This is a genomic window from Paraburkholderia sp. MM5477-R1, assembly GCF_050436385.1.
Taxonomy (GTDB): domain Bacteria; phylum Pseudomonadota; class Gammaproteobacteria; order Burkholderiales; family Burkholderiaceae; genus Paraburkholderia; species Paraburkholderia tuberum.
The window spans coordinates 42,647-69,145 of the sequence record NZ_JBNDMC010000008.1 but is presented as its reverse complement, the minus strand read 5'-3'; the positions used below and the strand labels follow the sequence as shown (position 1 = coordinate 69,145).

Sequence of the window (26,499 nt, the reverse complement as noted above, 5' to 3'; positions counted from 1 at the left end):
GTGTTCCTCTGTCGTAATACGGTAGTTATTCAGGCAAAGCCGTGTGATGGATTCGGGTATCAGGCGGCGCGCGCGGCGATCAGCTTGCACGCGTGCGGCGGCAGCTCGGCGAGCACCGGCATGCCGAGCGCGAGCCCGGGCGTTTCGCGCGGCGTGGTTGCGGCGGTCAGCGTGAAGCCCACGCAATCGATCGTCGCTTCGAGCGAGGCGCCGACGTCGCGAATGAACGTGACGGTACCAGGCAGCCGGTTCGGGTTCGGTGCTTCCGTGGCCGCCTTCACGCAGATGTCCTCGGGGCGAATCAGCAGGCGGATCGCGTCGCCGGCCGCACCCGGCTGCCGCGCGTCGGCGAGCGGCGCGCTCGGGTGCGGCGTCACCGCGATGCGCCGTCCGCCCGGCAGGCTCACGACGCCCGCGCCGTCGTACCTCACCGGCAGAATGTTGCCGAGCCCGATGAAGTCGGCGACGAACTCGCTGACCGGATCGCGGTAGATGTCGAGCGGCTTGCCGACCTGCGCGATGCGGCCTTTCTCCATCACGACGATCTCGTCGGCCATCGTCATCGCTTCGCGCTGGTCGTGCGTGACCATGATCGTCGTGATGCCGAGGCGTTGCTGCAGCAGGCGGATTTCGACCTGCATCGCTTCGCGCAGCTTCGCGTCGAGCGCGGACAGCGGTTCGTCGAGCAGCAGCAGTTGCGGCTCCGAAGCGATCGCGCGCGCGATCGCGACGCGTTGGCGTTGCCCGCCCGACAGTTGCGTGACCGGCCGGTTCGCCATGTGCGGCAGCTGGATCAGCTCGAGCAGTTCGGCGACGCGGCGCGCCTGCCGGTCTTTCGCGACCTTGCGCAGCTTCAGCGGATACGCAACGTTCTGCGCGACCGTCATATGCGGAAACAGCGCGAGCGACTGGAACACCATGCCGAAGTCGCGCCGATTGGCCGGCAGTCGCGTGATGTCGCGGCCGGCGAAATGAATGCTGCCCTCGGTCGGCGTTTCGAGGCCTGCGATCATCCGCAGCAGCGTGGTCTTGCCGCAGCCGGATGGGCCGAGAAAGCACACGAGCTTGCCGTCGGGCACGCTCAGGTCGACGTCGTCGACGGCATGCACGGCGCCGAAGCGCCGCGTGACGGCCTGCAAGGTCAGATGGGTCATCGGAGGCTCCAGCAAAGGTGGCGGGTTCACAGCGCGACGCCTTCGTCGCCGATCAGCTTTTCGAGCAGCCAGATCAGCGCGAAGTCGATCGCGACGATGACCACCGCGAAACAGAACACGGTCGGATCGAGCGACGACACCGTGCGGCTATAGAGCCATACCGGCAGCGTCATCGTGTCGATGCTGTAGAGAAAGAACGTCACCGTGAACTCGTTGAACGACACGATGAAGGCGAACAGCATGCCGGCGAGAATGCCGGGGCGCATCAGCGGCAGCACCACGTCGATGAGCGCGCGGCCGGGGCTCGCGCCCATCACGAGCGCGGCTTCCTCGAACTCGGGGCCGATCGACGCGACCGACGCCGCGCAGTTCTTCACCGTGAACGGCAGCGCCAGGATCACATGCGCGATGATCAGACGGCCGACGCCCAGCTCGACCGGCAGCACGTTGAACACCAGCAGCAGCGACAGGCCGAGCATCACGAGCGGATAGACGAGCGGCAGCGCGACCAGTTGCTCGACCACCGGCTTGCCGTGAAAACGGTAGCGCGACAGCGCGTACGCGGCGGGCACGGAGACCAGCGTCGCGATCAGCATCGTCGATAGCGCGACGACGAGACTCGTGCTCAGCGCGGCGCCCATCGACAGCGTATCGGTCGCGTCCGGTGACACGAAGCTGTGCCACGCCGCGCGGTACCAGTGCAGGCTGTACGCGTGAGGCGGGAATTCGAGCGTGTCGGCCGCGCTGAACGACATCGCGATCATCGTCAGGATCGGCAGCGCGGCGAGAAACAGCACCACGCCCGCGACGAGCGCGGTCGCGCGGCCGAGCTGGCCGGGCATCGTCTGAGGCAGGCGCGGGAAGCGTGGCGAACGAGGTTCGATGCGCGGCAGGCGCGAGGTCGGCAGCGGCGTGCTCATGCGTGAGGCTCCCCGCTCAGACGTTGGGTGCGGCGCACGAGCCGTTGCGACAGCGCCATCACAGCGAGCGTCGCGATCATCAGCACCACGCCGGAAGCGGAGGCGGCCGGCCAGTTCAAGAGCGGTGCGACCTGATCGTGCACCAGCACCGCGAGCATCGGCACACGCCGGCCGCCGAGCAGCAGCGGCACCGCGAACGCGCTCGCGTTGTACGCGAACACCAGCAGCGCGCCCGACACGAGGCCCGGCATCGCGAGCGGCAGCAGCACGTGACGCAGCGTTTGCCAGCGCGTCGCGCCGAGCGTCGCGGCGGCTTCCTCGTACGAGAGCGACACCGCGCGCATCGCGCTGGACAGCGGCAGCACGGCGAGCGGAAACGCGGTCTGGATCAGCCCCAGCAGCACGCCATGCTCGCGATACAGCCACATCACCGGACGCTCGACGAGTCCGCTCGCGAGCAGCGCGTGATTGAGCAGACCCGCCGGGCCGAGGATCACGAGCCAGCCATAGCCTTGCAGCAGCAGATTGACGAGCAGCGGCAGCAGCACACCCGCGAGCAGCAGCCGGCGCGCGAGCCGCGATGTCGTGCGCGCCATCGCGAGCGCGACCGGAATCGCGAGCACGACCGCGCACAGCATGCTCTGGAACGCGAGCCGCAGCGTCAGCCACAACGATTTCAGGAAGTAGCCGTCGAGCAGGTCCGCGTAGTTCTGCAGCGTGAAGCTGCGCCATTCATTGCCGGACGTGCCGAAGCTCATGCGCAGCACGACCAGTGCGGCCGCGCCGAGTATCGCCAGAAACAGCAGGATCGGCGCAAGTAGCAGCCACGGGCGCGCTTTCGCGAGCGTCGTTGCGCCAGCAGCGCGGTCGGTCACGGCCGTCGCAACAACTGCGGAAGCGGAGGCGCCGCCGCCGGGCGCTGGGCCCGGCGCGGCTTCGTCCGGCATCATCGCGGCACGCCGCGGGAAGCGCGCGAGCATCGTGGTTACGCCGAGAAGATTTCGGTGTAGCGCTTGATCCATGCCGGCTGCACGGCGGCGAGCGCCTTGTCGTCATGCAGCACGGCTTTCTCGGCGATCTGCTGCGGGCTCGGCACGAACGCGCGGCTCTCGGCCGGAATCATCGCTTTCGAATTGACTGGGCCGTTCAGCACATCGGCGGCCATGCGGCCTTGCACGCCGGCGTCGAGCGAGTGATTGATGAACGCGTGGATCAGGTCGGTGTCGCCCGGATGCGCTTTCGGAATCACCGTGAACATCAGTTGCGTCGCGAAGCCTTCCTTCATGCCGTAGGTCACGCCCATCTTGTATTCGGGCTTGCGGATCTGATCCGGGAAAAACGCGGGCGAGTAGATGCCGCCGATGTCGAGCGAGCCCGTGCGGAACAGGTCGGCCACCTGGTTTGGGTTCTCGCCGAGCGTCATCACGCGGTCTTTGAGCTGCGCGAGCTTCTTGAAGCCGGGCTCGATGTTCTGCTGCGAGCCGCCGTTCATCTTCGCGGCGATGATCGCGAGATCGACCGCTTCGGCCCACTCGGGCGGCGGCAGGAAAACGCGACCGGCGTATTTCGGGTCCCACAGCGCCTCGTACGACGAAGGCGGCGTCTTGACCGTCGCGGTGTTGTAGATGAGGCCGTCGGACCACAGCAGATAGCCGACGCCGAAGCCGTTCGCGCCGGTGCGGTATGGCGGCGCGACTTCTTTCAGGTTCGGCAGGCGGTCGAGGTCGGGCTTCATCAGCAGGCCCGCGTCGGCGAGGCCGGAGGCGCCGACGCCGGCGAGCGTGATCACGTCATAGGTTGGGCGCTCGCCCGCTGCCTTGACTTTGGCGACCATGCCGGAGGTGCCGTCGGCGCGATCGGCGATGACCTTCGCGCCGGTCTTCGCCGTGAAGGTCGCGGCGATGTTGCGCAGCGCGGCCGTGCCGGTATCGTCCGACCACGTCAGGATGCGCAGCGTCTTGCCGCTGAAGTTGTGCTCCTGCGCGCGCAGGTTGAGGAACGGCATCGGCAGCGCGGATGCCGCGAGCGCCGTACCGATCGTCTTGATGGCCTGCCTTCTACCCCGTTTGATCTGCTGCATGGCGGTCTCCTGTGTTGAACGCCCGTTGCCCATGATTCGCCGTGACCGCTGCCGGATCTACCGTGCGTGGATGCACTGTAGGTTTGCCAAAATCACGCAACAATCGAAATATGCGCATGGATCGCATGACGTACGCTCATGGCTCGCCGCCGGCGAACGCGGTGGCGAGCGATTTGGCGACGCGCCGGGAAGCTACGGGCGATGGCTTATGCGGGTTAACGTCCAGATCTGCCCGAGGAATCCCAGCGTGCGTCGAGGTATGAGGAAAGCTCGGTTCTGTGCGATTGCTGAAGGTTGTTTTGCACCGCGCCGGTGCGACATTCCTCGGTACGGGCGTTTTTCACGCATGCCATGAGTCGAACGCATGCGGGTTTGCCTGCGCGCCCACTCGTGCGCGCATAGCCGATCGCGTATGCTGTGGGCTTGACGGGCAGGGCGGCGAGGGGCGCTGCCGCAGCCACGCAATGATTTTTTCTGATCCTGGACATCCGATGCGACGCCTACCGCCGCTCAACGCGCTGCAGATTTTCGAAACCGTCGCGCGCCATCGCAGCTTCACGCGTGCCGCCGACCATCTGTGCCTGACGCAAGGCGCGGTCAGCCGGCAGATCATCGCGCTCGAGGAGTACTACAAGTTTCCGCTGTTCAAGCGTCACGCAAAGGGGCTGACGCTGACCGCCGAGGGCGAAATGCTGCTGCCGGCGGTCAAGGAGAGCTTCGCGCGGATCGAGGAAATGTCGCTGCGCTTGACGAGGCAGCGCACCGATCTCGCGCTCAAGGTGCCGACCTGCGTGATGCGCTGGATGCTGCCGAAGATCATGCGCTTCCAGTCCGACTATCCCGATCTTCACGTGCAGATCACGACCACCTGGCAGCACGACGTCGATTTCCAGAGCGAGCCGTTCGACGCGGCGATCATCTACGGTTCGTCGCCCGGTGCGGACGTGCAGGCGGTGTCGCTGTTCGAGGAGCGTCTGACGCCGGTCTGCACGCCCGAGCTGCTGAAGGACAAGCCGCTCGCGCAGGTGGCCGATCTCGGGCGCCACACGCTGCTGCATCCGACGCGCGATCACCGCGACTGGAAGATGTGGCTCGCGAAAGTCGCGGAAGCCGATTCGGCGGGCGCCGCGACGATCGACGCGGAGCTCGGCCCGAGCTTCGATACGCTCGACATGGCGACCAACGCCGCCGCGCAGGGCTTCGGCGTCGCGATCAGCGACCTCGCGCTAATCGACGAGGACGTCGCCGCCCGGCGCCTCGTGCGGCCGTTCGATACCGTGCTGAAGACCGGCTGGCGCTATTACTTCGTATATCCGGACTCAGTCGCGCAACAGCAGAAGCTGAATCTGTTCCGCGACTGGATCGCCGAGCATTGGGAAGAGTGAGGTTGCCGTCCGCCCGTGCCGGATAAGGCATCGCGTCAAGGCGCGAACGACAGAAACAGATAAGCCGCGAACAGCGACAGATGCACGGCGCCTTGCAGAATCGTCGTGCGCCCGGTGCTGAGCGTCAGCGTCGCGACCACCAGCGTGAGCGCGAGCAGCACCATGTCCTTGCCATCGATGCCGAGCACGATGGGCTGGCCGATGTACAGGAACACGCCGGCGACGGTGGGAATGGTCAGGCCGATACTCGCCAGTGACGAGCCGAGCGCGAGGTTCAGACTGGTCTGCAGACGGTCGGCGCGCGCTGCGCGCAGCGCCGCGAGTCCTTCCGGCAACAGCACCAGCGACGCAATCACGATACCGACCACCGCCGGCGGCGCGCCCGCGCTCAGCACCGCTGACTCGACCACCGGCGACAGCACTTTCGCGAGCAGCACGACCGCGACGAGGCTCACGAGCAGCAGCACGCCGCTGATGGCGGCGAGGCGCGCGCCGGGCGGCTCGGCATGGACGTCTTCGTCGGGCACGCCGGCGAGGAAGTAGTCGCGATGGCGCACCGTCTGCACGAACACGAACACGCAGTACAGCACCAGCGACGACACGCCGGCAAACGCGAGCTGCGACGGCGACAGGACAGGCCCGGGGCTGGTGGTCGTGAAATTCGGCATCACGAGCGTCAGTACCGACAGCGACGCGAGCACCGCCAGCGCGGCCGCCGCGCCGCGGCTCTGGAAGTCCTGTTCCAGATGGCGGATGCCGCCCACCAGCAGACACAGCCCGACGAGCCCGTTGCAGACGATCATCACGGCCGCGAATACCGTATCGCGCGCGAGGCCGGCTTTCTCGGGACCGGACGTCAGCATCACCGAGACGATCAGCGCCACCTCGATCACCGTGACGGCGACCGCGAGCACCAGCGTGCCAAACGGCTCGCCGACGCGATGCGCGACCACTTCGGCATAATGCACTGCAGCAAACACGGCCGCGCATAGCGACATGCCGGCCAGTGCGAGCAGCAGCGTGTTGCCCGGCATCGCGTAGGCGGCGGCGAGCACGATCCAGCTAACGATCGGCGCGACGAGAGTCCAACGAGGCAAGACGGTCGCGGACGAAGTCATGCGGCCTTCCTTTCGGTGCGTGTGTGAACTTGAAGTAATATCTTAACAAGTGACGTTAAGCTATTAAATTATCGGGGATAACTCGTTACGAGAAGCCGTCACCACGCGGTCGGGTCGTCATCGCGACGCGCGTAGCGCATTGAAAATATCGCGGTTTCGGGGGCGCGGGGAATCGCCGCGTCGGATGGTGCGATGGCCGCACCGTGAGGCAATGGTGTCGAGCGCTGGATCGGAGGGGAATTGGCGTCGCGGCGGAGCTTTCCGCCGTCGACGCCAGCTTGCTGCTGTTACCGCAACTTCTTCGGCCGTTCGACCGGATTACTGGCCCATCGCGCGGATCGACAGCGCGCTCTTCACCGACGTCACGCCTGCCACGCCTTGAGCGGCGTTCGTCGCGAGTTCGATCTGAGCCTGTTCCGGCACCGAGCCTTCCAGCGTGACGGCGCCTTCGCGTGCGCGCACGGTGATGTTGCCGACGGTCAGGCCCTTCGTACGTGCGAGCGTCGCGCGGACCTTCTTCTGCAGCGCGCGATTAGCCGCGCGAGTCTGCTTGGCGGTCGGTGCCATTGCCGCCGGCGCTGCGGTCGCGGCCGCCTCGCTGCTTTGCGCGTACGCGTTGAGGGAAGCGAGAACGACCAGTGCGCCGCCGATCATCTTGATTGCCGAGAATGCTTTCATTCAACCATCTCCTGTTGTCGTAGAACGTCGATCCCCGGATGGGGTCGATTTTTTTACACCAGCGGGTACGGCGGGATTCAATGCCAATGGAACAGGTACAGCAGTCTGCGAACGCTTTCAGCCGACACGCAGTTTCAGCGAGCCGCGAAGCGCGCGCCGAAACATGCAAACGGCCGTGTGACCGGCCGGATGAACACAATACAACAATTGGTGCCATGTTGACTTCCATGGCGCAGAAAATGAGGCTTCGGTACAACGAATTTGTCGAGCGTAACCGGTCGATGACGTGGGAGTGGGGCGACTGCGCGCTTGTCGCGAGGCCGTAGGTTTCAGCACCGATTTCAGCACCGACTCAAGGACACCCAGCGCATGCGAAACGAAGCTCTTCCGATCCGACCGTTGCGCCGCGAGGATCTGCCGATCGATACCGTGGAACTCGCGCGCTTCATGGTCGGCAAATATCTCGTGCACGATCTGCCCGAAGGACGCCTGAGCGGACGCATCGTCGAGACCGAGGCGTATCCGCTCGGCGACTCGACGAGCCATGCGTTCATCGGACGTCGTCCGTACAACGGGTCGATGTTCCTCGCGCGCGGTCATGCTTATGTGCGGCTCACCTACGGCGTGTCTTACATGCTCAACATGTCGTCCGAAGCGGAGGAGGTCGGCGCCGGCATCCTGCTGCGCGCGATCGAACCGCTCGAAGGACTCGCGCTGATGGAAGCGCGCCGTCCCGGCGTGCCGCTGCGCGATCTTGCGCGCGGACCCGGCCGGCTGACGGTGGCGTTCGGCATCGGCCAGGCGCTCGACGGCCGCGATTTGTGTACGGGGCGGGGGCTATGGATCGGCGTGATCGAGACTGGCGACGCGCCGATCGGCGTGACGACGCGCATCGGCCTGTCGCGCGAGATGCACCGTCCGTTGCGATTTTTCGAGCCGGGCAGCGCGTTCGTCAGCGGCCCGCGCAAGCTACTGACGATTCCGCATTCGGGCGCATGACGTCGCAGCTACGCGCGTACATCGATTCAGACGTTTCGGCGTGCGTGCGGGCGAATTTTTTCTTCGATCAGACGTATTTCGGAAACATCAGACGCAAAGGTGACGATCCGGGCAATTGTTACCCCGAAGATCATGCTAACGGAGGCGGTTCCACGATATTTCCCGAGATCGTTGCGAACTGAGCAATTTTCTATCTCGAAATTAAGGGTTTTCCCTTGGCAGTGCGGTGACTAGACTCAAGTCATTCGCTGGACACCGAGGTGTCGGCGATGCAGATAAAACCACATTGGAGGGAAGTCACCATGAAATCGCTGATCAAGGCAGTTGCCATTGCGGCCCTTGTCGCCGCGCCAGTCGTATCGTTCGCGCAGTCGAGCCAGCAGCCGGTCACCCGCGCGGAAGTCCGCAGCGAACTGATCCAGCTGGAGCACGCGGGCTACAACCCGGCGACCTCGAGCGACCCGAAATATCCGGCCGACATCCAGGCCGCCGAGCAGCGCGTGCAGGCGCAAAATCCGACCGTCGCGCAAACCCAGCCGAGCGCTGATACCAGCGGTTACGGCGCGCCGATGAGCGGATCGACCCAGGCGGGCGGCATGAAGCAGCCGATGAGCGGCCCGAAGAGCGTCTATTTCGGTAACTAATTTCGGTAACTAAGCAGGCAGCAGAATCTGTGTGCGCGTCGTTTGACGGCGCACACAGCGTTTCATACCCGGTACTGTTTCAAACGAGCGCGCCGCACTCATGCGCCCGAGAGCGTGTGATCCGCGCGCGTAGCGTTCCTCTTTCCGAAGGAACCTCCGCTGCCGCAAGGTAGCTTGGCCCAAGCTCTTAGAGGTTTGGGCTTTTTTTGCGCCTGGTCCCGCGCGGATGATCGATGCGGTGTCGCTCAGCGAAAACCGTGCTGCCTGTCAGAGCCGTTCGCCGTGAATATAGAACTCGAGTTGCTGAATCGTGAACTGCTGTTCCGCGATGATGTCCTTCACGAGGTCGCCAATCGACACCATGCCGACCAGCCTCTCGTTGTCGATGACAGGCAGGTGACGCATGCGCCGCTCGGTCATCAGCGCCATGCAGTCTTCGGTCGTCTGGTCCGGACGAACGAAGCGCACCGCCTTGCTCATGATGTCGCGCACCGGCGTCGCCTTCGACGACCGGTCCATCAGCACGATCTTGCGCGCGTAGTCGCGCTCCGTGATGATGCCGGCGATGCTGTCGCCGTCCGTCACCACCAGCGCGCCGATGCTTTTCTCGGCCATCAACCGGATCGCCTCGTAGACGGAATCGTCGGCGCCGATCGTGTAGACGTCGGAGGGGTTCGGTTTCGTTTTAAGAAGCTGTGCAACGCTTGTCATGGAGCGGCTCCGTTTCGCAATGCAGCACGCCGAAGTGGCGCACTGTCGTGAGGGACAGGCGATACCAGTATAGGCGCGACGTGCGCCCGCGGTACACCGGGAATACCTCGGGCGCGCCGGACGATGCGCGCTGGATTGACGCGGTCCGCGCGGGCTTGTTTCGGGTCTCGGGCTCGTGTTTCGCGTGATGCGCGTCTGCCGGGTGCGGCTTGTCGCGGGGCAGCGTCCCGTGCAAGCGAAGGGGCATCCACGTGCTGCATGCGGATTAGCGGTAAACTCGCAATCCACACCTTATCCCCGGCTCGACCGGGTTCATGCCAGCACCATTGTTCAACGCCATGCTCACGTCTCAGGATCCATCGCCCGCAGCGGACGGCGCCGTCACCGGCGAATGCGTCGTGCTCGACGCCACCGCCACGCTGCCCACGCGCTACGGCACGTTCACTTCCTATGTGTTTCGCGTGGTCGACAGCGGCGCCGAACATCTCGCGCTCGTGATGGGCGATGTCGCCAACCAGTCGTCGGTGCTGACGCGCCTGCATTCGGAATGTCTGACGGGCGACGTGCTCGGCTCCTATCGCTGCGACTGCGGCGAGCAGCTCGATCTCGCGCTGCGCTATATCGCGGCAGAGGGTTGCGGCGTACTGCTGTATCTGCGCGGCCACGAAGGACGCGGCATCGGTCTGTCCAACAAGATCCGCGCGTATGCGCTGCAGGAGCAGGGGCGCGATACCGTCGAAGCCAACCTCGATCTCGGCCTGCCCGACGATTCACGCGAATACGATTCGGCCGCGGGCATCCTGCGCACGCTGAAGGTCACGTCGGTGCGGCTGATGAGTAACAATCCCGAAAAGTTCGACACGCTGTCGAAGCACGGCATTCCGGTGTGCGAGCGTGTCGCGCTCGCGATTCCGATGCGCGAGGAAAACGAGCGGTATATCCGCACGAAGCAGCTGAAGTTCGGGCATTACTTCGACGAGAATGAGTAGCCATGTTTTCAGGCTTGTCTCGGTAAGCCAAAAGCCTTCCCAGGATATACCGCAAGTAACTGAATTTTAAGAAAAATATTAACGCTTCAGGCCCGTCGGTTGGTGTGTCGACGCGTGTCTCCGCTTACCCAAACTTGTGATGCTGGCATAGGTTTTTGTGCCGTTATGCAGAAAACCTGCGCCGAGGGAAGAATGCGCTTTGATGCACGTGCCGTGGCCAAGCTGCCGAGCGGCAAGCACATGACGTTTGAGGGATTTCCAGGCCTACGCCTACCAGGCTTCAACGAGCCGCAAGTCATGGACGTATCGCTATAAGTCGCCGATCGACGGTCGCATGCGACAGGTGAAGCTCGTGAGTGGCCGTCGACCTCATTTGCTGCAGCGATCGCTGCGTGGCAAACGAAGCGCGTCGAACGCGATTCCGGAGCCGAACCTTCGACACTGCGGAGAACGGGAATCAGCGGCTGCGCACCCAGGCGATTACACCGTCAGACAGCGGTGCCGCGACTATCTGGAAGGGTATGTAGAAGTAAATCGGAAGACAAAGGGAGCGGTCGAGGTCGCACGTATATTCAAGGCGAAGCTGGGGCCTATAGGGGATATGCGCGTCACAGCCGTCACACGCGCCCAGGCTTTCGATTTCCTCGAGTCGTACCGGTCGACGCCGGTGCTCGCCTCGCGCCTTCGCATGGAACTGGGTAGCGCCTGGCATTACGCGCTTGATGCTGGTCGTCTTCCTGAACAACATCAGCAAGAAGTGGACGATGCCGATCCGCGACTGGAAGGCCGCACTGAACCGCTTCACGATCCAGTTCGAAGAGCGGCTGGTGCCGGGTTAAGCCTCAACCCGTTTACACAAAATTCCGGACACCCCCCGCGCTTGCCCGTCACGCATTGGTCCGCCCACGACCTTCGACGCGCAACTCGGACGCTTCTTGCAACGCTGGGATGTCCCAACGATATTGCCGAGGCAGTCCTCGGCCACGTACAGCCCGGAATCATCGGCGTCTACAACCGCGATACTTACCACAGGGAAAGGCGTGAGTGGCTCACGCAGCTGTCGCATCGCCTGGCGGCTCCAGCGCCGCCCAGATCTCGTTGCTTATTTTTCGTCTTGTCATCCTGCCAGGATATGGCGTCTGGGCCCAGCCGCGCTGTCCAGGTTGTATTAACGACTCTTAGCGGGAAACGGTATACCACTACACCGCGTAGCTGATCACGTCGGGTGGAAATCGATAGCCAAACATAGGAGAGCGGGTTGTCGACGGCGGTATCGTTCTGTTGGGCGGCTGCTTTCATGAACGAAATCATCGCCGGGCCCCCTTAAACCTGCCAATACGTGAACAAAGCCTGGAGAGTATCTCCGTCTTAAGCATCCTTTCAGTTTCGTCTGCATACCATACGATTGTCCATTTCGTCCGGTGGCCCAGCCGATGTCCACGTGATTTGGTGGCGGTCGAGTTGATCACCAGGAAAAGAGTCCAGGGGCACCTTCATGACCTTCGGGGACTTTCGTGTTCCGCCTGACTCGCGGCGGTTCCCATGATCCATAAAAGTTCGACCGTTAGCGTACCGGCCGTGACCGATGTGCCGCGGCACATTGCAATCATTATGGACGGCAATGGCCGCTGGGCGGCGCAGCGCAGGCTGCCCCGAGTGGCCGGTCACGTGAAGGGTGTCGAAGCGGTCCGCGCAATCGTCGAGGGCTGCGCGCGGCGCGGCGTCGAATTCCTGACGCTGTTTGCATTCAGTTCGGAGAACTGGCGCCGGCCGGAGGACGAAGTGTCGTTCCTGATGCGTCTGTTCGGGGCGACGCTACAGCGTGAAACGGCACGGTTGCACAAGAATGGCATCCGCTTGCGCGTCGTTGGTGATCTATCGGCGTTCGATGCGCACCTTCGGGCGCTCGTGAAGCGAGGGGAAATCAGAACCGCCCACAATACGCGTATGACGCTGACCATTGCGGCGAATTACGGCGGTCGCTGGGATATCCTTCACGCTATAAGCGAGCTACCCGCACGGAGTGCCGTCGATGGTCACGCCGTGCCGGTCGACGAAGCCAGCTTCGCGCAATATCTGGCGATGGCGTACGCGCCGGAACCCGATCTGCTGATCCGGACCGGAGGTGAGCAGCGCATCAGCAACTTCCTGCTATGGCAGCTCGCGTACACTGAACTCTACTTCACCGACATATTCTGGCCAGATTTTGACGACGCCGCGCTTGATGCCGCACTCGCATCATATCGGGCGCGCGAACGTCGTTTTGGGCGCGCAAATGCATGACAGAGGTGTGAAGTATTCACTCATGCTAGACGCCTACTTTATCGGGAGGAGATGGGTCACTCAGACAATCTCCTGCTGTACGAAATGGCCGGTGCCATTCTGTCAGCCGCGCCGCGATCGCGGCACGCCACTGGCGAATTGCGCAACCGCTACTTTTCCACGCTCGTCGAAGGGCTTGAGGCCGTCGAGGCCTGTTTCCGACACTGGATCAGGTCAAACGAGATTTTGCGAAGATTATGCTGCATTATTCAAGACGCTCTGTTTAGTTATCGCGACCCAGCGACATTTGGCTCAAAAGCTGTGATTTGCAGGAGACGAACGATGGGCTACTGGCGCTCATAAGGAGGTTCGGTCCATGCATTTTCTTGGGACTCGGTGCTCGCCGTGCAGGATTCGCTCAGGCGGGCTGGCCTGTGGTTGCTGCAATGCGGGGAGACGCCGGGTCATTTGACCAACGTCAAAACCCTGCGGTGCAATGAGAAGAACGTGAGAGAAGTCCAGGATGCAAAGCTTATCTGATGCTTAGCGAAGTCATGTTTGGGATGACTGACCAAACCAGAGCGATGCTTCGGGCCGTGGGATTTCTCATGTAATCAGCGTACTCCTGGGCAACTTAAGGCGAGGTTAACGATGCGCATCAACGGCGAACGTGTCGAAGCGTGCATTGTCGGCGCGCTATTGGTGTTCAATGCCGCGCCCGGCCTCTTTCAGGAAGAGCAGGCAAATTGTGTCGTCGATGCATTGAGGCAGCGCAGAGTCGGCTCGGTGTCGATCCGGCTCCCGCGTTATCGTGATGATGTGGGCCGCCGGCCTTCAATGCTTCAGGCAAGTGTCGGCGTTCTTCCATGTGCAGACGTCGAGTCCGGTGTGAATGACCGGAGGTACCGACTTCCCTTCCGCGAGGTCACGCATGACCATCGCGGCGCGGTAGCCCATTTCCTCGGGCCGCTGGCCGACGAGCACATTCACCTTGTGTTCCTTGAGCGCTTGCAGTTCGGGCCCGAGCGTATCCGCCGAGACGATCACGAACTTGCCGTTCTTGATCTTGTCCATTATCGGCGCGACAACCTGCGAAAAAGCCTGCGGCGCAAAGAGAGGCCAGCCGCCCGCTAGCAGAAAGGCGTCGAGACCGGTAGGGTGGGCGGTCAGCGTGTCCTGCATCATCTGGTTCGCCTTGGCGGCGTCGTCGTTCACGTAGAGCGGACAGCCACTGATCTCATGCCAGCCGTTCTCGCCAGCGAGCTTCGTGATCCCTTTCTTCCCGGAGAGCACATCGCGCGCGCCCTGGGCCCGCTGGTTGATGTTCTCCGCTGCCGGATTGCCCATCACCAGGCAGACATTGCCGCCTTTCGGCATCAGCATCTTCAACTGCTCGCCAAGCTTGGCGCCCAGTTCGTAGTTGTCGGTGCCGACATAGCTCTTGCGCAGTGACGCATCCTTCGGCAGCAGATCGGCATCCGCGGTGATGACCGGGACCGATCCGCCGCGGCGGCGCAGCACCTCCGCCACAGCCGGCGCGTTCGCTGGCGAGATCGCCATGCTCGCGACGCCCTTGGTCAGCAGGTCGTCGATGATCTGCACTTGCGCGCTCTCGTCCGCGGCGGTCGCGGGACCGGTGTAGTAGCAGTTGTAGCCTTGCTTGTTGAGTTCCTTGTTCGCCCGTTCGCATCCTTGATGCATGAGGTCGAAGTACGGGTTGTCGAGACCCTTCACCACCAGCGCAAGGGTCTTATCGGCCGCGAAGCCAGAGGACGCCAGCATCGCGAGTCCTCCAGCCGCGGCAAGACACATCCACAGTTTCTTCATTGCTTCCTCCTGTTCGGCGCCGGCTCTACGGTGCCCATGTGGGCCTACACAGTCTTCATAACGATCCAACGTCAGGCCCGAAATCGGAACTCGGCCTTGGAGCGGATCCTCGCGGTCTTGTGAACCCATGCGTGCGGCAGTTCCGCGCCTAATCCGGCCGCACCCGCTTCCCGCGGCACCGGCCGGGAAGCGGCCGGCGCGTCCAACGACATTTCAATCTCCTTGCCGCTCGCCACCGAGCCTGTTAAAGAGCACCGCGACGACGATGAAGCTGCCGACGACTGTGCCCTGCCAGAACGCGTCGACGCCGAGCAGGATCAGGCTGTTGCGGATGACCTCGATGAGCGCCGCGCCGACGATCGTGCCGAAGGCGCTGCCAACCCCGCCGATCAGATTGGTCCCGCCGACCACGGTAGCAGCGATCACGCGCAGTTCGTCCCCCGTGCCGAGGCCTGTCGTCACCGCGCCTAGCCAGCCGACTTCGAGAATCGCCGCGACGCCCGCCATGAGGCCGCAGAGCATGTAGACGGAACAAACGATGCGGCGCACCGGTACGCCGGTGAGAGTCGCCGCATGACGGTTGCCGCCGATCGCGAACACATAGCGGCCCCAGCGCGTCCAGCCGAACGCGAACCAGAACAACAGCCCAAGCAGGATCAGGAACCACACCGGATTGGCGACGCCGAGCGTCGCGCCGCCGCCGAGCGCGAGGAGCTTGCTCCCGTCGGGGCCGAAATCGAAAATGGTCCGGCTGCGGGAGATCACGAGTGCGAGGCTGCGGCCGACGCTCAGCATGGCGAGCGTCACGACGAAAGGCTGCATGCCGAGATATGCGATGAGCAAGCCGTTGACGAGGCCGACCAGCCCGGCGGTCAGTAGTCCCATGCCGATACCGGCCCAGATCGGGTAGCCCGCGTTCATGACGACCGAGAGCACGATACCGCTGATGCCGATCGTCGAGCCAACCGAAATGTCGATGCCGCCCGTGACGATCACCGCCATCATTCCCAGCGCCACGATGGCGACGAAGGCGAAGTTTCGCGTAACGTTGAAAAGATTCTCGGAGGTCGCGAAGGTCGAGGTCGCGAAAGACAGGGCGATACAGGCGACGATCGTTGCCAGCACGACCCAGAACACCTGGCTTGCGAGCATTCCCGACCAGCGAGTATGCGTCCTCGCGGACTGTGGATCATCGAGCAATGGCGGGGTTGTAGGGGGCCTTCGCGGCGCGTCGTTCAATGTGGTGGCTCCGATGCGAGGCAGTTTCAGGCAGCGGCGATGGCGCCGGTGATCAGTCCGGTCACTTCTTCCGGGGAGGACTCTTCGGTCTTCTTGTCGGCGACCTTGCGCCCGCGCCGCATGACAACCACCCGATGGGCAACGGCGAATACGTCAGGCATGCGGTGGCTGATGAGGATGACGGCGATACCGTGTTCGGACAGGCGTCTGATGAGATCCAGCACCTCGACGACCTGGCGCACACTGATCGAGGCGGTCGGCTCGTCCATGAGGACGAGCCTTGCTTCCGAGAGGCGTGTGCGGGCGATGGCCACCGCCTGCCGCTGTCCCCCCGACATTTGCCTGACGAGGTCGCGCGGGCGCGTCTCGGACTTCAGTGCCTTGAACAGTTCACCCGCACGCCGATACATGGTCGCGTGATCGAGCACGCGGATAGGCCCGAACCCGACCCGCGGTTCGCGGCCAAGGAAAACGTTGGCGGCTGCCGTCAGGTTGTCGCAGAGCGCGAGATCCTGATAGACGACTTCGATGCCGCGCGCGCGCGCGTCGACCGGCTTGTTGAAATGCACGGGATTTCCATCGATGAGAATTTCGCCGTGCGAAGGTGGAAAGTTGCCGGCGACGACCTTCACCAAAGTCGATTTCCCGGCCCCGTTATCGCCCATGAGCCCCACGACCTGACCTGACTCCAGACTGAGCGTCACGTCGGTCAGGGCCTGAATGGCGCCGAAATGCCTGGAAACGCCTCTGAGCTCAAGAAGACTCATGGACAGTCGTGCTCGCTGGAGTGGGGGCGTCCATGGCATTGGCCGGACGGCCAGTAGACACGCGAAGGAAGTAAATATTTTTTAGCGCACGATAGGGCATTTAGCAAGGCACTTCGGCCACCTGTCGAACGTGCCGCCGAATCGGAAGGCGCGTCCAGTGCGGCTGCGCACGAAGCGGCAAGCGGTGGCCGTTGAGGGGCGTCGAGCCACTCGCGTCCATCGGAAAATGTCATCCAGCGGACTTCGCGCCACAGGCGCCGCTCCTGGCATGACAAGTACGATCGCCCCAATTAAGGCAGGCCTGAAAGCTTCTGGCGCGTCCGTGCGAGGGTAATCACCCATTAGCCCAAGCGGTCCTGGATGTCTTGAGAATGGGTCGTACGGACACGGGCCAAAGGGCTGGCACGCGGAGATCGTCGCTGGCGCGCCGGCCGTCGACGAATGCTCATCCCTGGCGCCGCTGCATGATCACCAATCTGGCGATTTGGCCGCTCCGCCAACCAGTGGTGTCTGTTGAACCTGAAACTGCCCCAGCGCCCAACCGAATGACTCGATTTCCCGCTTATGCAGCATCGCGAGCTTCAACAGGCACCGCTCGCCTTTTTCCGTCAGGTGGACCTGCACGAGTCGCCGGTCGGAAGCGTCGGGGTGACGCTCGACGAGCCCGGCGGCTTCGCAGCGGGACACGAGCGCCGCGGTACCGTTGGGCGCTGCCTGCAACCGTTCAGCCAGTTCGCCGATACTGGCCCAGGAGCGGTCGGGAAATCCCCTGACGTGAAGGAGCATCTGATATTGCAGAGGCGTGACTCCTTCGGCGTGAGTAATTTCTTCCGAATACCGCAGGAACCTGCGTAACTGGTAACGGAATGCGGACATGGCTTCGAGATCCTGCTTGTTGGGCATGCCGACCCGGATGTGCGGTGATGTTTGCTTCACTTTGCTACCTGTCTCGTTCGGAACATGGACCAGGCGCCTGAAACCGGATTCTCTGCAGCCTTGCTGAAATCCTGTTGCTCTATCGCAAGGCGCACCGGCAATGCGGCGTGACGGGGTGACAGCGCAAAATCGTATCAGATGGATTGCGTGCCCGCGCCGGATTGAGATGCAGTGAGCGTTGGGTGTTCCGTATCGCCACGACCATCAAGGTTGGTGAACACGCGTTGATAGGACTATAGTGCATGGCACGGCATGACATGATTGCCGAGGCCTGTCTACCCGGTCGCACCGACCGATTCAGGCGGGCGGTGCGATGTTCGATCATCCCCCCAAGACCGCTCGGCTTCTTTCTGCGTGGACCTTGTAATGCGTGCATGGGACCGCTCGAGGCTCCCGCGCCGAACGATGACGCGGTGTTGTCATGCGAGGAGAAGCGGGATATGGCCCCCACGAAGCTCGACGGTAAGGAAGGAGATTCGGCGCCTCCTGAAAACGCGCAAGAAGTCGTGAAGCCGCTCGACCTCTATCGCATGAGCATGCTGGGGTTCTGCCTCGGGATCGTGACCGGTTTTGGCGCGGTCGTGTTCAGGATGCTGATCGGCACTATCCATAATGCGGCGTTTCTCGGACGCCTTTCGCCGCTCTACGACGCGAGCCAGTTTACCCCGCCGTCGCCGTGGGGCGCATGGGTGATTCTCGTGCCGGTAGCAGGCGGCTTCGTGGTCACGTGGCTGGTAAGCCGCTTCGCGCCGGAAGCAAAAGGGCATGGCGTGCCAGAAGTGATGGACGCGATCTATTTCGGGGGCGGCGTGATCCGTCCGGTCGTGGCGGTCGTCAAGTCGCTCGCATCGGCCATCGCGATCGGCACCGGTGCGGCGGTGGGCCGGGAAGGTCCGATCATCCAGATCGGTTCGGCACTGGGCTCGACGCTGGGTCAGTGGCTGCGGATGCCCGCCAGTCAGCGGATCATTCTCGTTGCGAGCGGCGCGGGGGCCGGCATTGCCGCGACGTTCAATACGCCGATCGGCGGCGTACTGTTCGCGACCGAGCTGATGATGCCGGAAATCAGCGTGGGGACTTTTCTGCCCGTCGCACTGGCAACGGGCACCGCCACGTTCGTGGGACGGCTGTTCCTTGGCGGAGCAGCGGCTTTCCTGGTTCCCCCTCAACTCGGAGCGCTCGATAACCATCTCGCGAGCGGCTTCACGCTGCTGCTTTACGCGCTGCTCGGGGTCGTGGCCGGCGTGGCGGCCGCGTTGCTGATTCGCGGATTGCACTGGGCGGAGGACGCCTTCGATCGCGTTCCGGGGCGTTTTGCGCGCCACGCGCTCGGCATGCTGTTCGTCGGCGTAATGATGTATCTGCTGATGCGCTACGCAGGCCACTACTACGTGGAAGGCGTGGGCTACGCCACGATCCAGGCGACGCTCAATGAACAGTTGCAAGGTGGCCTATTCCTGCTGCTGCTTGCGCTGTGCAAGATGGCCGCGACGTCGGTTAGCCTCGGCTCCGGCTCGTCGGGCGGCGTGTTCTCGCCGTCGCTGTTCATCGGCGCGACGTTGGGCGCCGCACTGGCGTCCCTGTTCCATCTGCTGGTGCCGGCCGCTCCGGTCAGCGTGCCTGCATTCGCGATGGTCGGCATGGGGGCGGTGGTCGCGGGCGGCACGGGTGCCGCGATGACGGCAGTGGCGATGATCTTCGAAATGACGCGCGATTACGACATCGTGCTGCCGATGATACTTGCGGTTGCGTTCAGCATTGGCACCCGCCGGCTCCTCTCGCGCGAGACGATCTACACGATGAAACTCGTCAGGCGCGGTCATGTCATTCCAGATGCGTTGCACGCCAATATGTTTCTCGTGCAGAACGCGGGGGCGATCATGGAGGCCGACATACTGGTGCTCGACGCGGACGTCCCGTTTCGCGATCTCCTCGATCGCATGGGCGTCGCGCCGTTCCGGCACATCGTCGTCACGAAGGCAGGCATGCTGTACGGCGTGCTGCGCATCAACACCGGCCTGCGCCGCGCGGTCAGCCATGACAATCCGACGGTCACGATCGGGCAACTCGCGCATCGCAACTTCATCGTCGTGAAGCGATCCGATGCGGCGTTCGAAGTGATCAGCGAACTCCGGCAGCGCCGCGCGGTGATGGCGGTGGTCCTCGTCGATGCCGCTGTCGATGGCGCGTTCGACGTGTCCGGCGTGATTGCGAAGGAGCATATTGCGGACGCCGTCGCCCGCAGTATCGATATTTTCCAGCCCCGGGTTCGCGGAAGGACCGCCACGTCGACGCAATCCGTGCGCGTCAACGACGCTTCGTATGCCGTGCACGGCAGGGGTCTCAAGGTGAGCGACCGTGAAGCTGAAAACTGAGTGGCGGACGTTGCGCGAGCGGCTCAAGGCCGCGGTGCACCTTGCGGATTCCGGGAGCACACGGGAAGACCGTTCGCCCGACGCAACCCCCGACCCGCGCGAGTGGGTGATCGTCTATCGCACCGAGCGCGGGTTCTGCTGCATGTACCGGGGCGAGCCGGTCGAATTCGACGAGATGCTCGACGTGCAGATATGGTCGGAGGAAGAGGACGTGCGGCTCTGGTACTTCGGGCTTTGAACTGGTCCGCGCGTCGTGCGCTGCGCGATTAGCGGTACACCAGGTCGGCGCGGCGATTCTGCGACCACGACGCCTCGTCGTGCCCCAGCGCAACCGGTTTTTCTTTGCCCAGGCTGACGGCTTCCAGTTGAGTCCCGGGCACGCCAAGCGTTTCCAACTCACGCATGACGGCCTGCGAGCGCCGCTCGCCCAGGGCGAGATTGTATTCGGTGGTGCCGCGCTCGTCGGTGTTGCCCTGTATCAGCACATGCTGGGACGGATGCCGGCGCAGATAGTCCGCATGTGCCTGGAGTAGCGCCTGATAGTCATCCCTCACCGTATAGCTGTCGAAATCGAAATAGATGCTTCGCTTTGCAAGCGGACTGTTGGGATTGTTCAGTTCGTCGATCGTCGAGGGACCGGTACTGAGCGCCGACGCATTGGCAGCCTGGCCGCTCGATGTGACCGTTTGCGGCGTTTTCGTTTCATGACATCCGGCGAGCAGCGCGAGCATCACGAACGTGAGTCGGATCGTGCATTTTTTCATTCTGTCTTATATGGACGCCTCCCGGTTTGCCAGGTGATATTCGGTGTGTGACGGACAGGATGAGGTTGCAGACTTATATCCGGCCTGTGGTGCGGATGGTGATCCGCTGGCCCTGATGGAATCTGCCGGGGAAGTCCTCATCTCCTGCGAGTCCTCGAAGGACAAGACAGAATTCAGGTTTGCTTCCCCGCGGTCCGACCTGTTTCGCCATCACATGTATATCAACCTGCGCAACCTATTAGCGACCACGTCTCCATAGTTAGTTGATCTTCTACGCAGCGTGAGCCACGTAACCAGATTGGTACGTTCGAGCGTGGGCAAGCAGCGCCCAGATCGTGCGTGCCGTTTTGTTTGCGAGCGCGACGACCACTACATTGAACGGTCGTCGCGCGAGCAAACGTTGCAGCGCGTTGCTCAGGTGCTTCGGATGCGAGAGCACTGCGCGCGCGCCGTGAATCAGCAAGGTACGCAAGTACACGTCGCCTCTTTTGCTGATGCCCAGCAGCTTGACGCGACCTCCCGTGCCGCTTTGCCGTGGCACCAAACCGAGGAACGCGGCGAACTCGCGCCCGGAGCGAAACGTACTCGCCTCGCCGATGGTGGCAATGGCGGCAGTCGCCGTGAGCAGGCCCACACCCGGAATGGCGGCGAGCCGCGTGGCCCCTTCGTCCTGGCGCAACCATGCTGCGAGCCGGTGTTCAATGGCACGGATGTCGCGCGTGAGCGCTTCGATACGCTGCAGTTGTTCGCGAAGCGTGTCGATGACCATGGCGGGCAAAGCGTCGGCCAGCTCGCCAAGCATGCGGGCCGCGTCGCTCATGCTGTGCGAGCCGCGATGCACTGCCGCGCCAAACTCGTACAGCAAGCCGTGCGTCTGGTTAATCTGCATGCGACGCATCTTGAGCAGTTGTGCGCGCACGCGGTGCAGCGTCAGCACCGCTTGCTGCGCTTCGCTCTTCACAGCGACGAAACGCATCTCCGGCCGTTGTGCAGCTTCCCAGATCGCCTGCGCGTCTGCCACATCGGTCTTGTTGCGCTTCACAAACGGTCGGACGAATGACGGCGCAATGAGCCGGACTTGATGACCGAAGCTCGCGAAGCGGCGTGCCCAGTAATGGGCGCTGCCGCACGCTTCCATCGCGATGAGCGCGGGCGCCTGCTTCGCGAAGAACGTCACGAGCTGTTCGCGCTTGAGCTGACGACGGTTGATCTCGCCTGTGTCCATGTCTACCCAGTGCACCTGAAAGACCCGCTTTGCCAGGTCCACGCCAAACGTCGTAGTCTTCATTTCGAGCCCTCCTTACCCTCAGTGGTCGTTTTGACACCACCACTTTGGCACTCTGATGCCGTCGGGTATAGCGAGGGCTCCGCCGTTCCTACTGCCTCTCCTATCCGACGCGGGAGGGAGGCGTCCATACCATCTCCCAGAAAAGTGACGACGTGGAGCAGGGCAGTACGTCGAGGGAAGCGACGTCTTGAAGTCTATGTGGCGTTTGCGTGGTGTGCCTCCGTATTTTCCCAGGCGATGCAGCCATCGGAGCCGCCGCCGTTATCTCGCGAAGGTCATCTGAATGAACTCCTGCCGTGTTCCCCCTTCCTGGTTTTACGAAAAAGGTGCAGGAATCGCTTGAATAAATGTCACAACGTGCTTATTCTAGGGGCTAGTGGTGTGGGACCTGGCGTGCCGATATTGCATGTTATGGCGTATGGTCCGGCAGCAAGCCCACCCGTTTTCAGGCGACAGAAGGCGATTCCCCTCCGCCCAGCTTCACGGCTGGGCTTTTTTTTCGTTGATCCCTATCTGACGTTGAAACCGTCTGCCACTTTCTTCCGCATCTTGGACAGAAGAACGCTGCAACATGTTCGGCGGCTTTGGTTCCACTATGGAATCTTCTGGGTGGGCCCGTTGGTCACCGCTCTCGTCGCAGTGCTGGAAGCGCATCTGATTGATGCAGATTGTGACACATTGCGGCGTGCCGACGATCCACGTCGGCGCATCGCTGATGCTTAACCTGCGGCACTTCCATCCCGCGCGATTTCGGACCATCCGCGGCGTCGATCTCGAGCACAGACTCGCGTTCGCCGGCGCCCCCACAGGCCTGTCGGCGGCGTTCAATGCGCCGCTTGTGAACGCGGTCTTTGCCATCAAGGAATTGACCCGCAGCTTCGACGCACGCATGAGCGGCGTGATCATTACGGCGCAATCGAAGTAGGCAATTACATGCCCGATCTACTCGCCGTCGCGAGTGCTGCTGATCGGCGTCATCTCCGGGTTGGCAAGGCCTTCGTGATTGTCATCGCGATGATCAATAGGGAGCACCGGGTGCGGGATCCATCGGTGCGCTGCACTCGCAGATAGGGAGTAAACATAGATTTATTTGGCAGAGGCCACCCGCTATCATGCAGCGACTGTGCCGTGAGGCGGCAAGTTCCAAACGTCTGAATTCTGAAGTGACACAGCGATCATTCATGAAGTCTGCGCCAGACTCATCAAAACTCCTTCGCAAGCTCACCAAGGCCGTGCTGTTGGTCGCGACAGCCATTTGCGGCAGCGTGAACGCGATGACAGGTGATCGCATGCTGGACGAGTTAGTGCCGCTGGATTCCTCTGGTCCATGGGCCAAGATGAGGTCTTCGAGCAGAGGCTCGACCTCTGAGGCAGTATCCTCTCCAACGACACCATGGTATCCGGAGCGCGCCGATCCGTATTCCCGGTCTTCTTTGGCGGACATATCGCTGGCAGCGCACGGCGAAATCCTGGCGTTTGACGATGCGTACACGCCGTCACGTAATGCGTTTGGCGCAGGAAGTTTCGCACTCAGCGCGTTGGGTTTCGGGGCTTCGAGCCTCGATTAATCATCTCGATCGCGGTAGCGAGGGCCGTGGCTCGTCTTGCCTGATTGCGGAGGGGAGCTCACCCATTCGAAATCGGCCATCTCTGTAACGGACGCCGCGCACGAAACGCCGATGTGGTCCCACAATTTTGCCTTCGCTTTGGCGCAATCTTTGACAAGCGAATCGGTTGCGAGCGCGACCACTGCCTACGATGCTGCCAGATCTCCCAACACCCGGCGCGAGCATCGGGGTTGTTCCAGATGCCTCAATGGAGGAAGGGTTCTTCAGAGTGGAGGTTTTCCCGAGTCTCTTTCATGCGCATCCCGGGACATTTACTGAAGCGCTTTACCCGCGCACCGCGCCGGTGTGCGTTGAATCACCGCGATAGACCGGCTGGCACTCAGACGTTTCGTTACGTCTCATGGAATTATGTCATATCGTGCACTAACATTTGATATGCGTTGGAAATCCGAAGCGTAGAAATCGGACCCAGCTTTCCCAGGAGGAGAGCGCGAGCATTGCTCGGACGTGTCCATTCTGTGGGAGACCGAAATGGGAAGACTATCGACCGCGGGCCGACGGCATCGCCGGCTCGTACTGAAGGCTGCTGCCGCAGCCGGAATTGCGCAGATCGGCGCACCCTTCATCATCAAGGCGCGCGGAGAGGTTCCAATCAAATTCGGGCTCGACGATCCGTTGACAGGTACCTATGCCGAACTCGGCAAGAACGAGCAAATGGGTTGCGAATACGCGATCGATCAGATCAATGCGCGCGGGGGCATATTGGGTCGTCCGGTTCAGCTCATCGTGGAGGATTCCACCAGCGCGGATACTGGCGCTGCTGTACAGAAGGCGCGCAAGCTGATCGAACGTGACAAGGTGGACTTCCTGCTTGGCAATGTCAACTCGGCCATGGCGCTTGCGATCGGGCAGGTTTCAAACGAATTGAAAACACTGCATATCGTGACGGGTGGGCATACCGACGCCGTGACCGGTACAGATTGTCACTGGAACGTCTTTCGGGTCTGCAATACGACGAGGATGGAAACCAACTCGGTATCGAAGGTCCTGTTCGACCGGTACGGAAAAAAATGGTTTTTCATCACCCCCGATTACGCATTTGGCCACACCTTGCAACTCGGCTTCGAGGCGAGCCTGAAGAAGTTCGGAGGGGTGGAGGCTGGAGCCGCGTTGGCGCCGCTTGGCACCACCGACTATTCGTCATATTTGATCAAGGCGCAGGCTGCCGATCCTGACGTCATCCTGTTTCTTACCGCAGGTCAGGATGCTGTCAATTCGCTTAAGCAGGCGGTGCAGTTCGGCCTTAACAAGCGTTTCCACATCGCCGGGGCGCAGCAGGAACTGGAGGTGCTCGAGGGCTTGCCGCCGGATGCGCGAATCGGTACGTGGGTATTCGAATGGTACTGGGACCAGCCCAACGTACCCCACGTAGCGGAATACGTGGCCGGCATCCGTAAGAAGGCCGGGAGAGTGCCGACTGCCAGACACTGGTTCGGGCACGTCGCTGTCAATAGCGTTGCACTCGTCGCTAATCAGGAGAAGACGCTTGACGCGGTGAAACTGGCACGGGCGCTCGAAGGCTTCAAGTTGCCGCCGGACGTAGGGCTGATGCCGGACACACCGTTCTATCGGGCCGGCAACCATCAGCTCATGCCGGATCTCTATGTGGGACATGCGGTAGCGCAGGGACCTAGACCTGATGATCTATTCCACGTCGATCAACTGGTAAAGGGCATCGACGCGGCGCTGCCGGTCGGCGAAACCGGCTGCCGTCTCACATGGGCATGACCGGTTCGGGGAGCCAGACAGGGGGCTGAGTGCCTAATGACGTCGCGCTGCCGCAACTGCCGCGCGACCGATGAGCCGGGACATCGGAAGCGGACGTCGGCAGCACAGGTAACGGTATGACGCAACTGATCCTGTTCAACGTTTTCAACGGTATCGTCATTGGCGCGTTTTACGCGCTGATGGCGCTTGGCCTGTCGCTGATCCTGAATCTGAGCGGTGTCATCAACTTCGCGCACGGCGGATTCCTGGCAATCGGCGCTTACCTCGCCTACACGATCATGCCATATGTCGGCTTTTGGGCGGCGCTTGTTATTGCACCCTTGCTGACGGCTGCTCTCGGACTGCTGATCGAGCGGGTACTGATTCGCCGGCTGTATGGAAGAGATCCCCTATACAGTCTGCTGCTCACGTTCGGGCTCGCGTTTCTGCTGCAGGACGGTAGCCGCTATATCTGGGGGCCTCAGACATTGCCATACCAGATTCCGGACGCGCTGAACCAGCCATTGACGTCCTCGTTCTTCTTTCTAACGGGCTATCGTGTGTTCATGGTCGTTCTGGTCGTGATCGTCGTGGCGGCGCTCTTCATGTTCCTGAAGTTCACTCGATCCGGCATTCGTATCCGCGCTGGTGTCGGAGACCTCGAAACGGTCGCGACACTGGGCGTGAATGTACGGTGGCTTCGCAGCATGAATTTCGGCCTCGGCATCTTTCTCGCGGGGCTGGCTGGCGTACTGGCAGCCGGCATGCTCGGACTGCAACCGACAATCGGGGATTCGCTCATCATGCCGAGTTTCGTTGCGATCATCGTCGGGGGACTGGGCAGCCTGCCGGGTACGCTGCTCGGCGGCATTCTCATTGGCGTCGCTTCTGGCCTGACTTCTGTCTTTTTCCCGTCCGCGACCGAAGCGGTGATTTACGTCCTGATGGGTCTAGTGCTGCTCGTACGTCCGCGCGGACTGCTGGGTGAGGAAGGGAGGGTCCAGTGAGATCATCACTGCAACTCGCGG

At 62.4% G+C, this 26,499-nt stretch carries 23 protein-coding genes and 1 pseudogene; 11 read left to right on the top strand and 13 right to left on the bottom strand.

What is annotated here, in order from left to right; all coding sequences use genetic code 11:
- Positions 1 to 59 precede the first annotated feature (59 nt).
- The 4 genes from OKW35_RS42090 to OKW35_RS42075 are packed head-to-tail and all read right to left on the bottom strand — an operon-like array spanning position 60 to position 4,154.
- On the bottom strand, positions 60 to 1,154 hold the full coding sequence (locus OKW35_RS42090; protein WP_429555169.1) for an ABC transporter ATP-binding protein: 1,095 nt from the start codon (positions 1,152 to 1,154) through the stop codon (positions 60 to 62).
- A 26-nt stretch (positions 1,155 to 1,180) separates the two neighbouring features.
- Positions 1,181 to 2,074: an ABC transporter permease gene (locus OKW35_RS42085; protein WP_429555168.1), complete on the bottom strand. Its 894-nt coding sequence runs from the start codon at positions 2,072 to 2,074 to the stop codon at positions 1,181 to 1,183.
- On the bottom strand, positions 2,071 to 3,054 hold the full coding sequence (locus tag OKW35_RS42080) for an ABC transporter permease (RefSeq protein WP_429555251.1): 984 nt from the start codon (positions 3,052 to 3,054) through the stop codon (positions 2,071 to 2,073). Before OKW35_RS42080 ends, OKW35_RS42085 begins: the two co-directional genes overlap by 4 nt.
- A gap of 5 nt (positions 3,055 to 3,059) precedes the next feature.
- Positions 3,060 to 4,154 (bottom strand): ABC transporter substrate-binding protein, encoded by a 1,095-nt coding sequence (locus tag OKW35_RS42075; RefSeq protein WP_429493819.1) that lies wholly within the window; start codon positions 4,152 to 4,154, stop codon positions 3,060 to 3,062.
- A 491-nt stretch (positions 4,155 to 4,645) separates the two neighbouring features.
- Here OKW35_RS42075 and OKW35_RS42070 point away from each other — a divergent pair, with 491 nt between their 5' ends.
- The gene (locus OKW35_RS42070; RefSeq protein WP_090805978.1) at positions 4,646 to 5,539 is read left to right on the top strand and encodes a LysR substrate-binding domain-containing protein; all 894 of its coding nucleotides are present in this window, start codon (positions 4,646 to 4,648) and stop codon (positions 5,537 to 5,539) included.
- A gap of 35 nt (positions 5,540 to 5,574) precedes the next feature.
- On the opposite strand, the gene OKW35_RS42065 is transcribed toward OKW35_RS42070, so the two are convergent.
- Both OKW35_RS42065 and OKW35_RS42060 read right to left on the bottom strand, forming a co-directional pair.
- On the bottom strand, positions 5,575 to 6,657 hold the full coding sequence (locus OKW35_RS42065; RefSeq protein ID WP_429555167.1) for a calcium:proton antiporter: 1,083 nt from the start codon (positions 6,655 to 6,657) through the stop codon (positions 5,575 to 5,577).
- Positions 6,658 to 6,975: 318 nt separating this feature from the next.
- Positions 6,976 to 7,335: a BON domain-containing protein gene (locus OKW35_RS42060; RefSeq protein ID WP_184067215.1), complete on the bottom strand. Its 360-nt coding sequence runs from the start codon at positions 7,333 to 7,335 to the stop codon at positions 6,976 to 6,978.
- Between the two features lie 369 nt (positions 7,336 to 7,704).
- On the opposite strand from OKW35_RS42060, the gene OKW35_RS42055 reads away from it, so the two are divergent.
- Positions 7,705 to 8,334 carry a DNA-3-methyladenine glycosylase gene (locus OKW35_RS42055; protein ID WP_184067218.1) on the top strand — a complete coding sequence of 210 codons (630 nt, stop codon included), beginning with the start codon at positions 7,705 to 7,707 and terminating at the stop codon, positions 8,332 to 8,334.
- Between the two features lie 302 nt (positions 8,335 to 8,636).
- Positions 8,637 to 8,978, top strand: coding sequence for a DUF4148 domain-containing protein (locus OKW35_RS42050; RefSeq protein ID WP_184067221.1), 342 nt, complete (start codon positions 8,637 to 8,639; stop codon positions 8,976 to 8,978).
- 267 nt (positions 8,979 to 9,245) lie between these two features.
- Here OKW35_RS42050 and OKW35_RS42045 read toward each other — a convergent pair whose 3' ends face one another.
- Positions 9,246 to 9,689, bottom strand: coding sequence for a CBS domain-containing protein (locus OKW35_RS42045; protein ID WP_018420894.1), 444 nt, complete (start codon positions 9,687 to 9,689; stop codon positions 9,246 to 9,248).
- 338 nt (positions 9,690 to 10,027) lie between these two features.
- Here OKW35_RS42045 and ribA point away from each other — a divergent pair, with 338 nt between their 5' ends.
- Together ribA and uppS are read left to right on the top strand one after the other, a co-directional pair.
- Positions 10,028 to 10,678 (top strand): GTP cyclohydrolase II, encoded by a 651-nt coding sequence (gene ribA, locus OKW35_RS42040; RefSeq protein WP_090805969.1) that lies wholly within the window; start codon positions 10,028 to 10,030, stop codon positions 10,676 to 10,678.
- 1,542 nt (positions 10,679 to 12,220) lie between these two features.
- Positions 12,221 to 12,961 (top strand): polyprenyl diphosphate synthase, encoded by a 741-nt coding sequence (gene uppS / locus OKW35_RS42035; RefSeq protein ID WP_184067224.1) that lies wholly within the window; start codon positions 12,221 to 12,223, stop codon positions 12,959 to 12,961.
- Between the two features lie 813 nt (positions 12,962 to 13,774).
- Here uppS and OKW35_RS42030 read toward each other — a convergent pair.
- The 4 genes from OKW35_RS42030 to OKW35_RS42015 all read right to left on the bottom strand — a co-directional run bounded on the left by OKW35_RS42030 (position 13,775) and on the right by OKW35_RS42015 (position 17,676).
- Positions 13,775 to 14,767: a sugar-binding protein gene (locus OKW35_RS42030; protein WP_184067251.1), complete on the bottom strand. Its 993-nt coding sequence runs from the start codon at positions 14,765 to 14,767 to the stop codon at positions 13,775 to 13,777.
- Between the two features lie 213 nt (positions 14,768 to 14,980).
- Entirely contained in the window at positions 14,981 to 15,919 is a 939-nt protein-coding gene (locus OKW35_RS42025) for an ABC transporter permease (RefSeq protein WP_090805964.1), read from the bottom strand.
- A 113-nt stretch (positions 15,920 to 16,032) separates the two neighbouring features.
- Positions 16,033 to 16,773 (bottom strand): ATP-binding cassette domain-containing protein, encoded by a 741-nt coding sequence (locus OKW35_RS42020; RefSeq protein ID WP_184067230.1) that lies wholly within the window; start codon positions 16,771 to 16,773, stop codon positions 16,033 to 16,035.
- A 468-nt stretch (positions 16,774 to 17,241) separates the two neighbouring features.
- Positions 17,242 to 17,676 (bottom strand): MarR family winged helix-turn-helix transcriptional regulator, encoded by a 435-nt coding sequence (locus OKW35_RS42015; protein WP_429555166.1) that lies wholly within the window; start codon positions 17,674 to 17,676, stop codon positions 17,242 to 17,244.
- Between the two features lie 473 nt (positions 17,677 to 18,149).
- Here OKW35_RS42015 and OKW35_RS42010 point away from each other — a divergent pair, with 473 nt between their 5' ends.
- Positions 18,150 to 20,084 carry a chloride channel protein gene (locus OKW35_RS42010; protein ID WP_429555165.1) on the top strand — a complete coding sequence of 645 codons (1,935 nt, stop codon included), beginning with the start codon at positions 18,150 to 18,152 and terminating at the stop codon, positions 20,082 to 20,084.
- Positions 20,068 to 20,322 carry a hypothetical protein gene (locus OKW35_RS42005; RefSeq protein ID WP_184067236.1) on the top strand — a complete coding sequence of 85 codons (255 nt, stop codon included), beginning with the start codon at positions 20,068 to 20,070 and terminating at the stop codon, positions 20,320 to 20,322. The genes OKW35_RS42010 and OKW35_RS42005 overlap by 17 nt, the downstream gene beginning before the upstream one ends.
- A 28-nt stretch (positions 20,323 to 20,350) precedes the next feature.
- Here the strand turns inward: OKW35_RS42005 and pal are convergent, their stop codons facing one another.
- The gene (gene pal / locus OKW35_RS42000) at positions 20,351 to 20,848 is read right to left on the bottom strand and encodes a peptidoglycan-associated lipoprotein Pal (RefSeq protein WP_429403200.1); all 498 of its coding nucleotides are present in this window, start codon (positions 20,846 to 20,848) and stop codon (positions 20,351 to 20,353) included.
- Positions 20,849 to 21,119: 271 nt separating this feature from the next.
- Positions 21,120 to 22,136: an IS110 family transposase gene (locus OKW35_RS41995; protein ID WP_429555164.1), complete on the bottom strand. Its 1,017-nt coding sequence runs from the start codon at positions 22,134 to 22,136 to the stop codon at positions 21,120 to 21,122.
- 519 nt (positions 22,137 to 22,655) lie between these two features.
- Here OKW35_RS41995 and OKW35_RS41990 point away from each other — a divergent pair.
- The 4 genes and pseudogenes from OKW35_RS41990 to OKW35_RS41975 form a co-directional block, all read left to right on the top strand.
- A pseudogene (locus OKW35_RS41990) lies at positions 22,656 to 23,049 on the top strand (chloride channel protein); the annotation flags it as partial.
- Between the two features lie 268 nt (positions 23,050 to 23,317).
- Complete coding sequence (locus OKW35_RS41985; protein WP_184069008.1) at positions 23,318 to 23,704, top strand: hypothetical protein; 387 nt, start codon at positions 23,318 to 23,320, stop codon at positions 23,702 to 23,704.
- A gap of 531 nt (positions 23,705 to 24,235) precedes the next feature.
- Positions 24,236 to 25,492, top strand: coding sequence for an ABC transporter substrate-binding protein (locus OKW35_RS41980; RefSeq protein ID WP_184069005.1), 1,257 nt, complete (start codon positions 24,236 to 24,238; stop codon positions 25,490 to 25,492).
- A gap of 116 nt (positions 25,493 to 25,608) precedes the next feature.
- Positions 25,609 to 26,478: a branched-chain amino acid ABC transporter permease gene (locus tag OKW35_RS41975; protein WP_429353831.1), complete on the top strand. Its 870-nt coding sequence runs from the start codon at positions 25,609 to 25,611 to the stop codon at positions 26,476 to 26,478.
- Positions 26,479 to 26,499 lie beyond the last annotated feature (21 nt).

Bases quoted from the DNA above. Each gene is read 5' to 3' on its own strand.
- OKW35_RS42090 (WP_429555169.1), bottom strand. From the start codon at position 1,154: ATGACCCATCTGACCTTGCAGGCCGTCACGCGGCGCTTCGGCGCCGTG.
- OKW35_RS42085 (WP_429555168.1), bottom strand. From the start codon at position 2,074: ATGAGCACGCCGCTGCCGACCTCGCGCCTGCCGCGCATCGAACCTCGT.
- OKW35_RS42080 (WP_429555251.1), bottom strand. From the start codon at position 3,054: ATGCTCGCGCGCTTCCCGCGGCGTGCCGCGATGATGCCGGACGAAGCC.
- OKW35_RS42075 (WP_429493819.1), bottom strand. From the start codon at position 4,154: ATGCAGCAGATCAAACGGGGTAGAAGGCAGGCCATCAAGACGATCGGT.
- OKW35_RS42070 (WP_090805978.1), top strand. From the start codon at position 4,646: ATGCGACGCCTACCGCCGCTCAACGCGCTGCAGATTTTCGAAACCGTC.
- OKW35_RS42065 (WP_429555167.1), bottom strand. From the start codon at position 6,657: ATGACTTCGTCCGCGACCGTCTTGCCTCGTTGGACTCTCGTCGCGCCG.
- OKW35_RS42060 (WP_184067215.1), bottom strand. From the start codon at position 7,335: ATGAAAGCATTCTCGGCAATCAAGATGATCGGCGGCGCACTGGTCGTT.
- OKW35_RS42055 (WP_184067218.1), top strand. From the start codon at position 7,705: ATGCGAAACGAAGCTCTTCCGATCCGACCGTTGCGCCGCGAGGATCTG.
- OKW35_RS42050 (WP_184067221.1), top strand. From the start codon at position 8,637: ATGAAATCGCTGATCAAGGCAGTTGCCATTGCGGCCCTTGTCGCCGCG.
- OKW35_RS42045 (WP_018420894.1), bottom strand. From the start codon at position 9,689: ATGACAAGCGTTGCACAGCTTCTTAAAACGAAACCGAACCCCTCCGAC.
- ribA (WP_090805969.1), top strand. From the start codon at position 10,028: ATGCTCACGTCTCAGGATCCATCGCCCGCAGCGGACGGCGCCGTCACC.
- uppS (WP_184067224.1), top strand. From the start codon at position 12,221: ATGATCCATAAAAGTTCGACCGTTAGCGTACCGGCCGTGACCGATGTG.
- OKW35_RS42030 (WP_184067251.1), bottom strand. From the start codon at position 14,767: ATGAAGAAACTGTGGATGTGTCTTGCCGCGGCTGGAGGACTCGCGATG.
- OKW35_RS42025 (WP_090805964.1), bottom strand. From the start codon at position 15,919: ATGCTCGCAAGCCAGGTGTTCTGGGTCGTGCTGGCAACGATCGTCGCC.
- OKW35_RS42020 (WP_184067230.1), bottom strand. From the start codon at position 16,773: ATGAGTCTTCTTGAGCTCAGAGGCGTTTCCAGGCATTTCGGCGCCATT.
- OKW35_RS42015 (WP_429555166.1), bottom strand. From the start codon at position 17,676: ATGCCCAACAAGCAGGATCTCGAAGCCATGTCCGCATTCCGTTACCAG.
- OKW35_RS42010 (WP_429555165.1), top strand. From the start codon at position 18,150: ATGGCCCCCACGAAGCTCGACGGTAAGGAAGGAGATTCGGCGCCTCCT.
- pal (WP_429403200.1), bottom strand. From the start codon at position 20,848: ATGAAAAAATGCACGATCCGACTCACGTTCGTGATGCTCGCGCTGCTC.
- OKW35_RS41995 (WP_429555164.1), bottom strand. From the start codon at position 22,136: ATGAAGACTACGACGTTTGGCGTGGACCTGGCAAAGCGGGTCTTTCAG.
- OKW35_RS41985 (WP_184069008.1), top strand. From the start codon at position 23,318: ATGAAGTCTGCGCCAGACTCATCAAAACTCCTTCGCAAGCTCACCAAG.
- OKW35_RS41980 (WP_184069005.1), top strand. From the start codon at position 24,236: ATGGGAAGACTATCGACCGCGGGCCGACGGCATCGCCGGCTCGTACTG.
- OKW35_RS41975 (WP_429353831.1), top strand. From the start codon at position 25,609: ATGACGCAACTGATCCTGTTCAACGTTTTCAACGGTATCGTCATTGGC.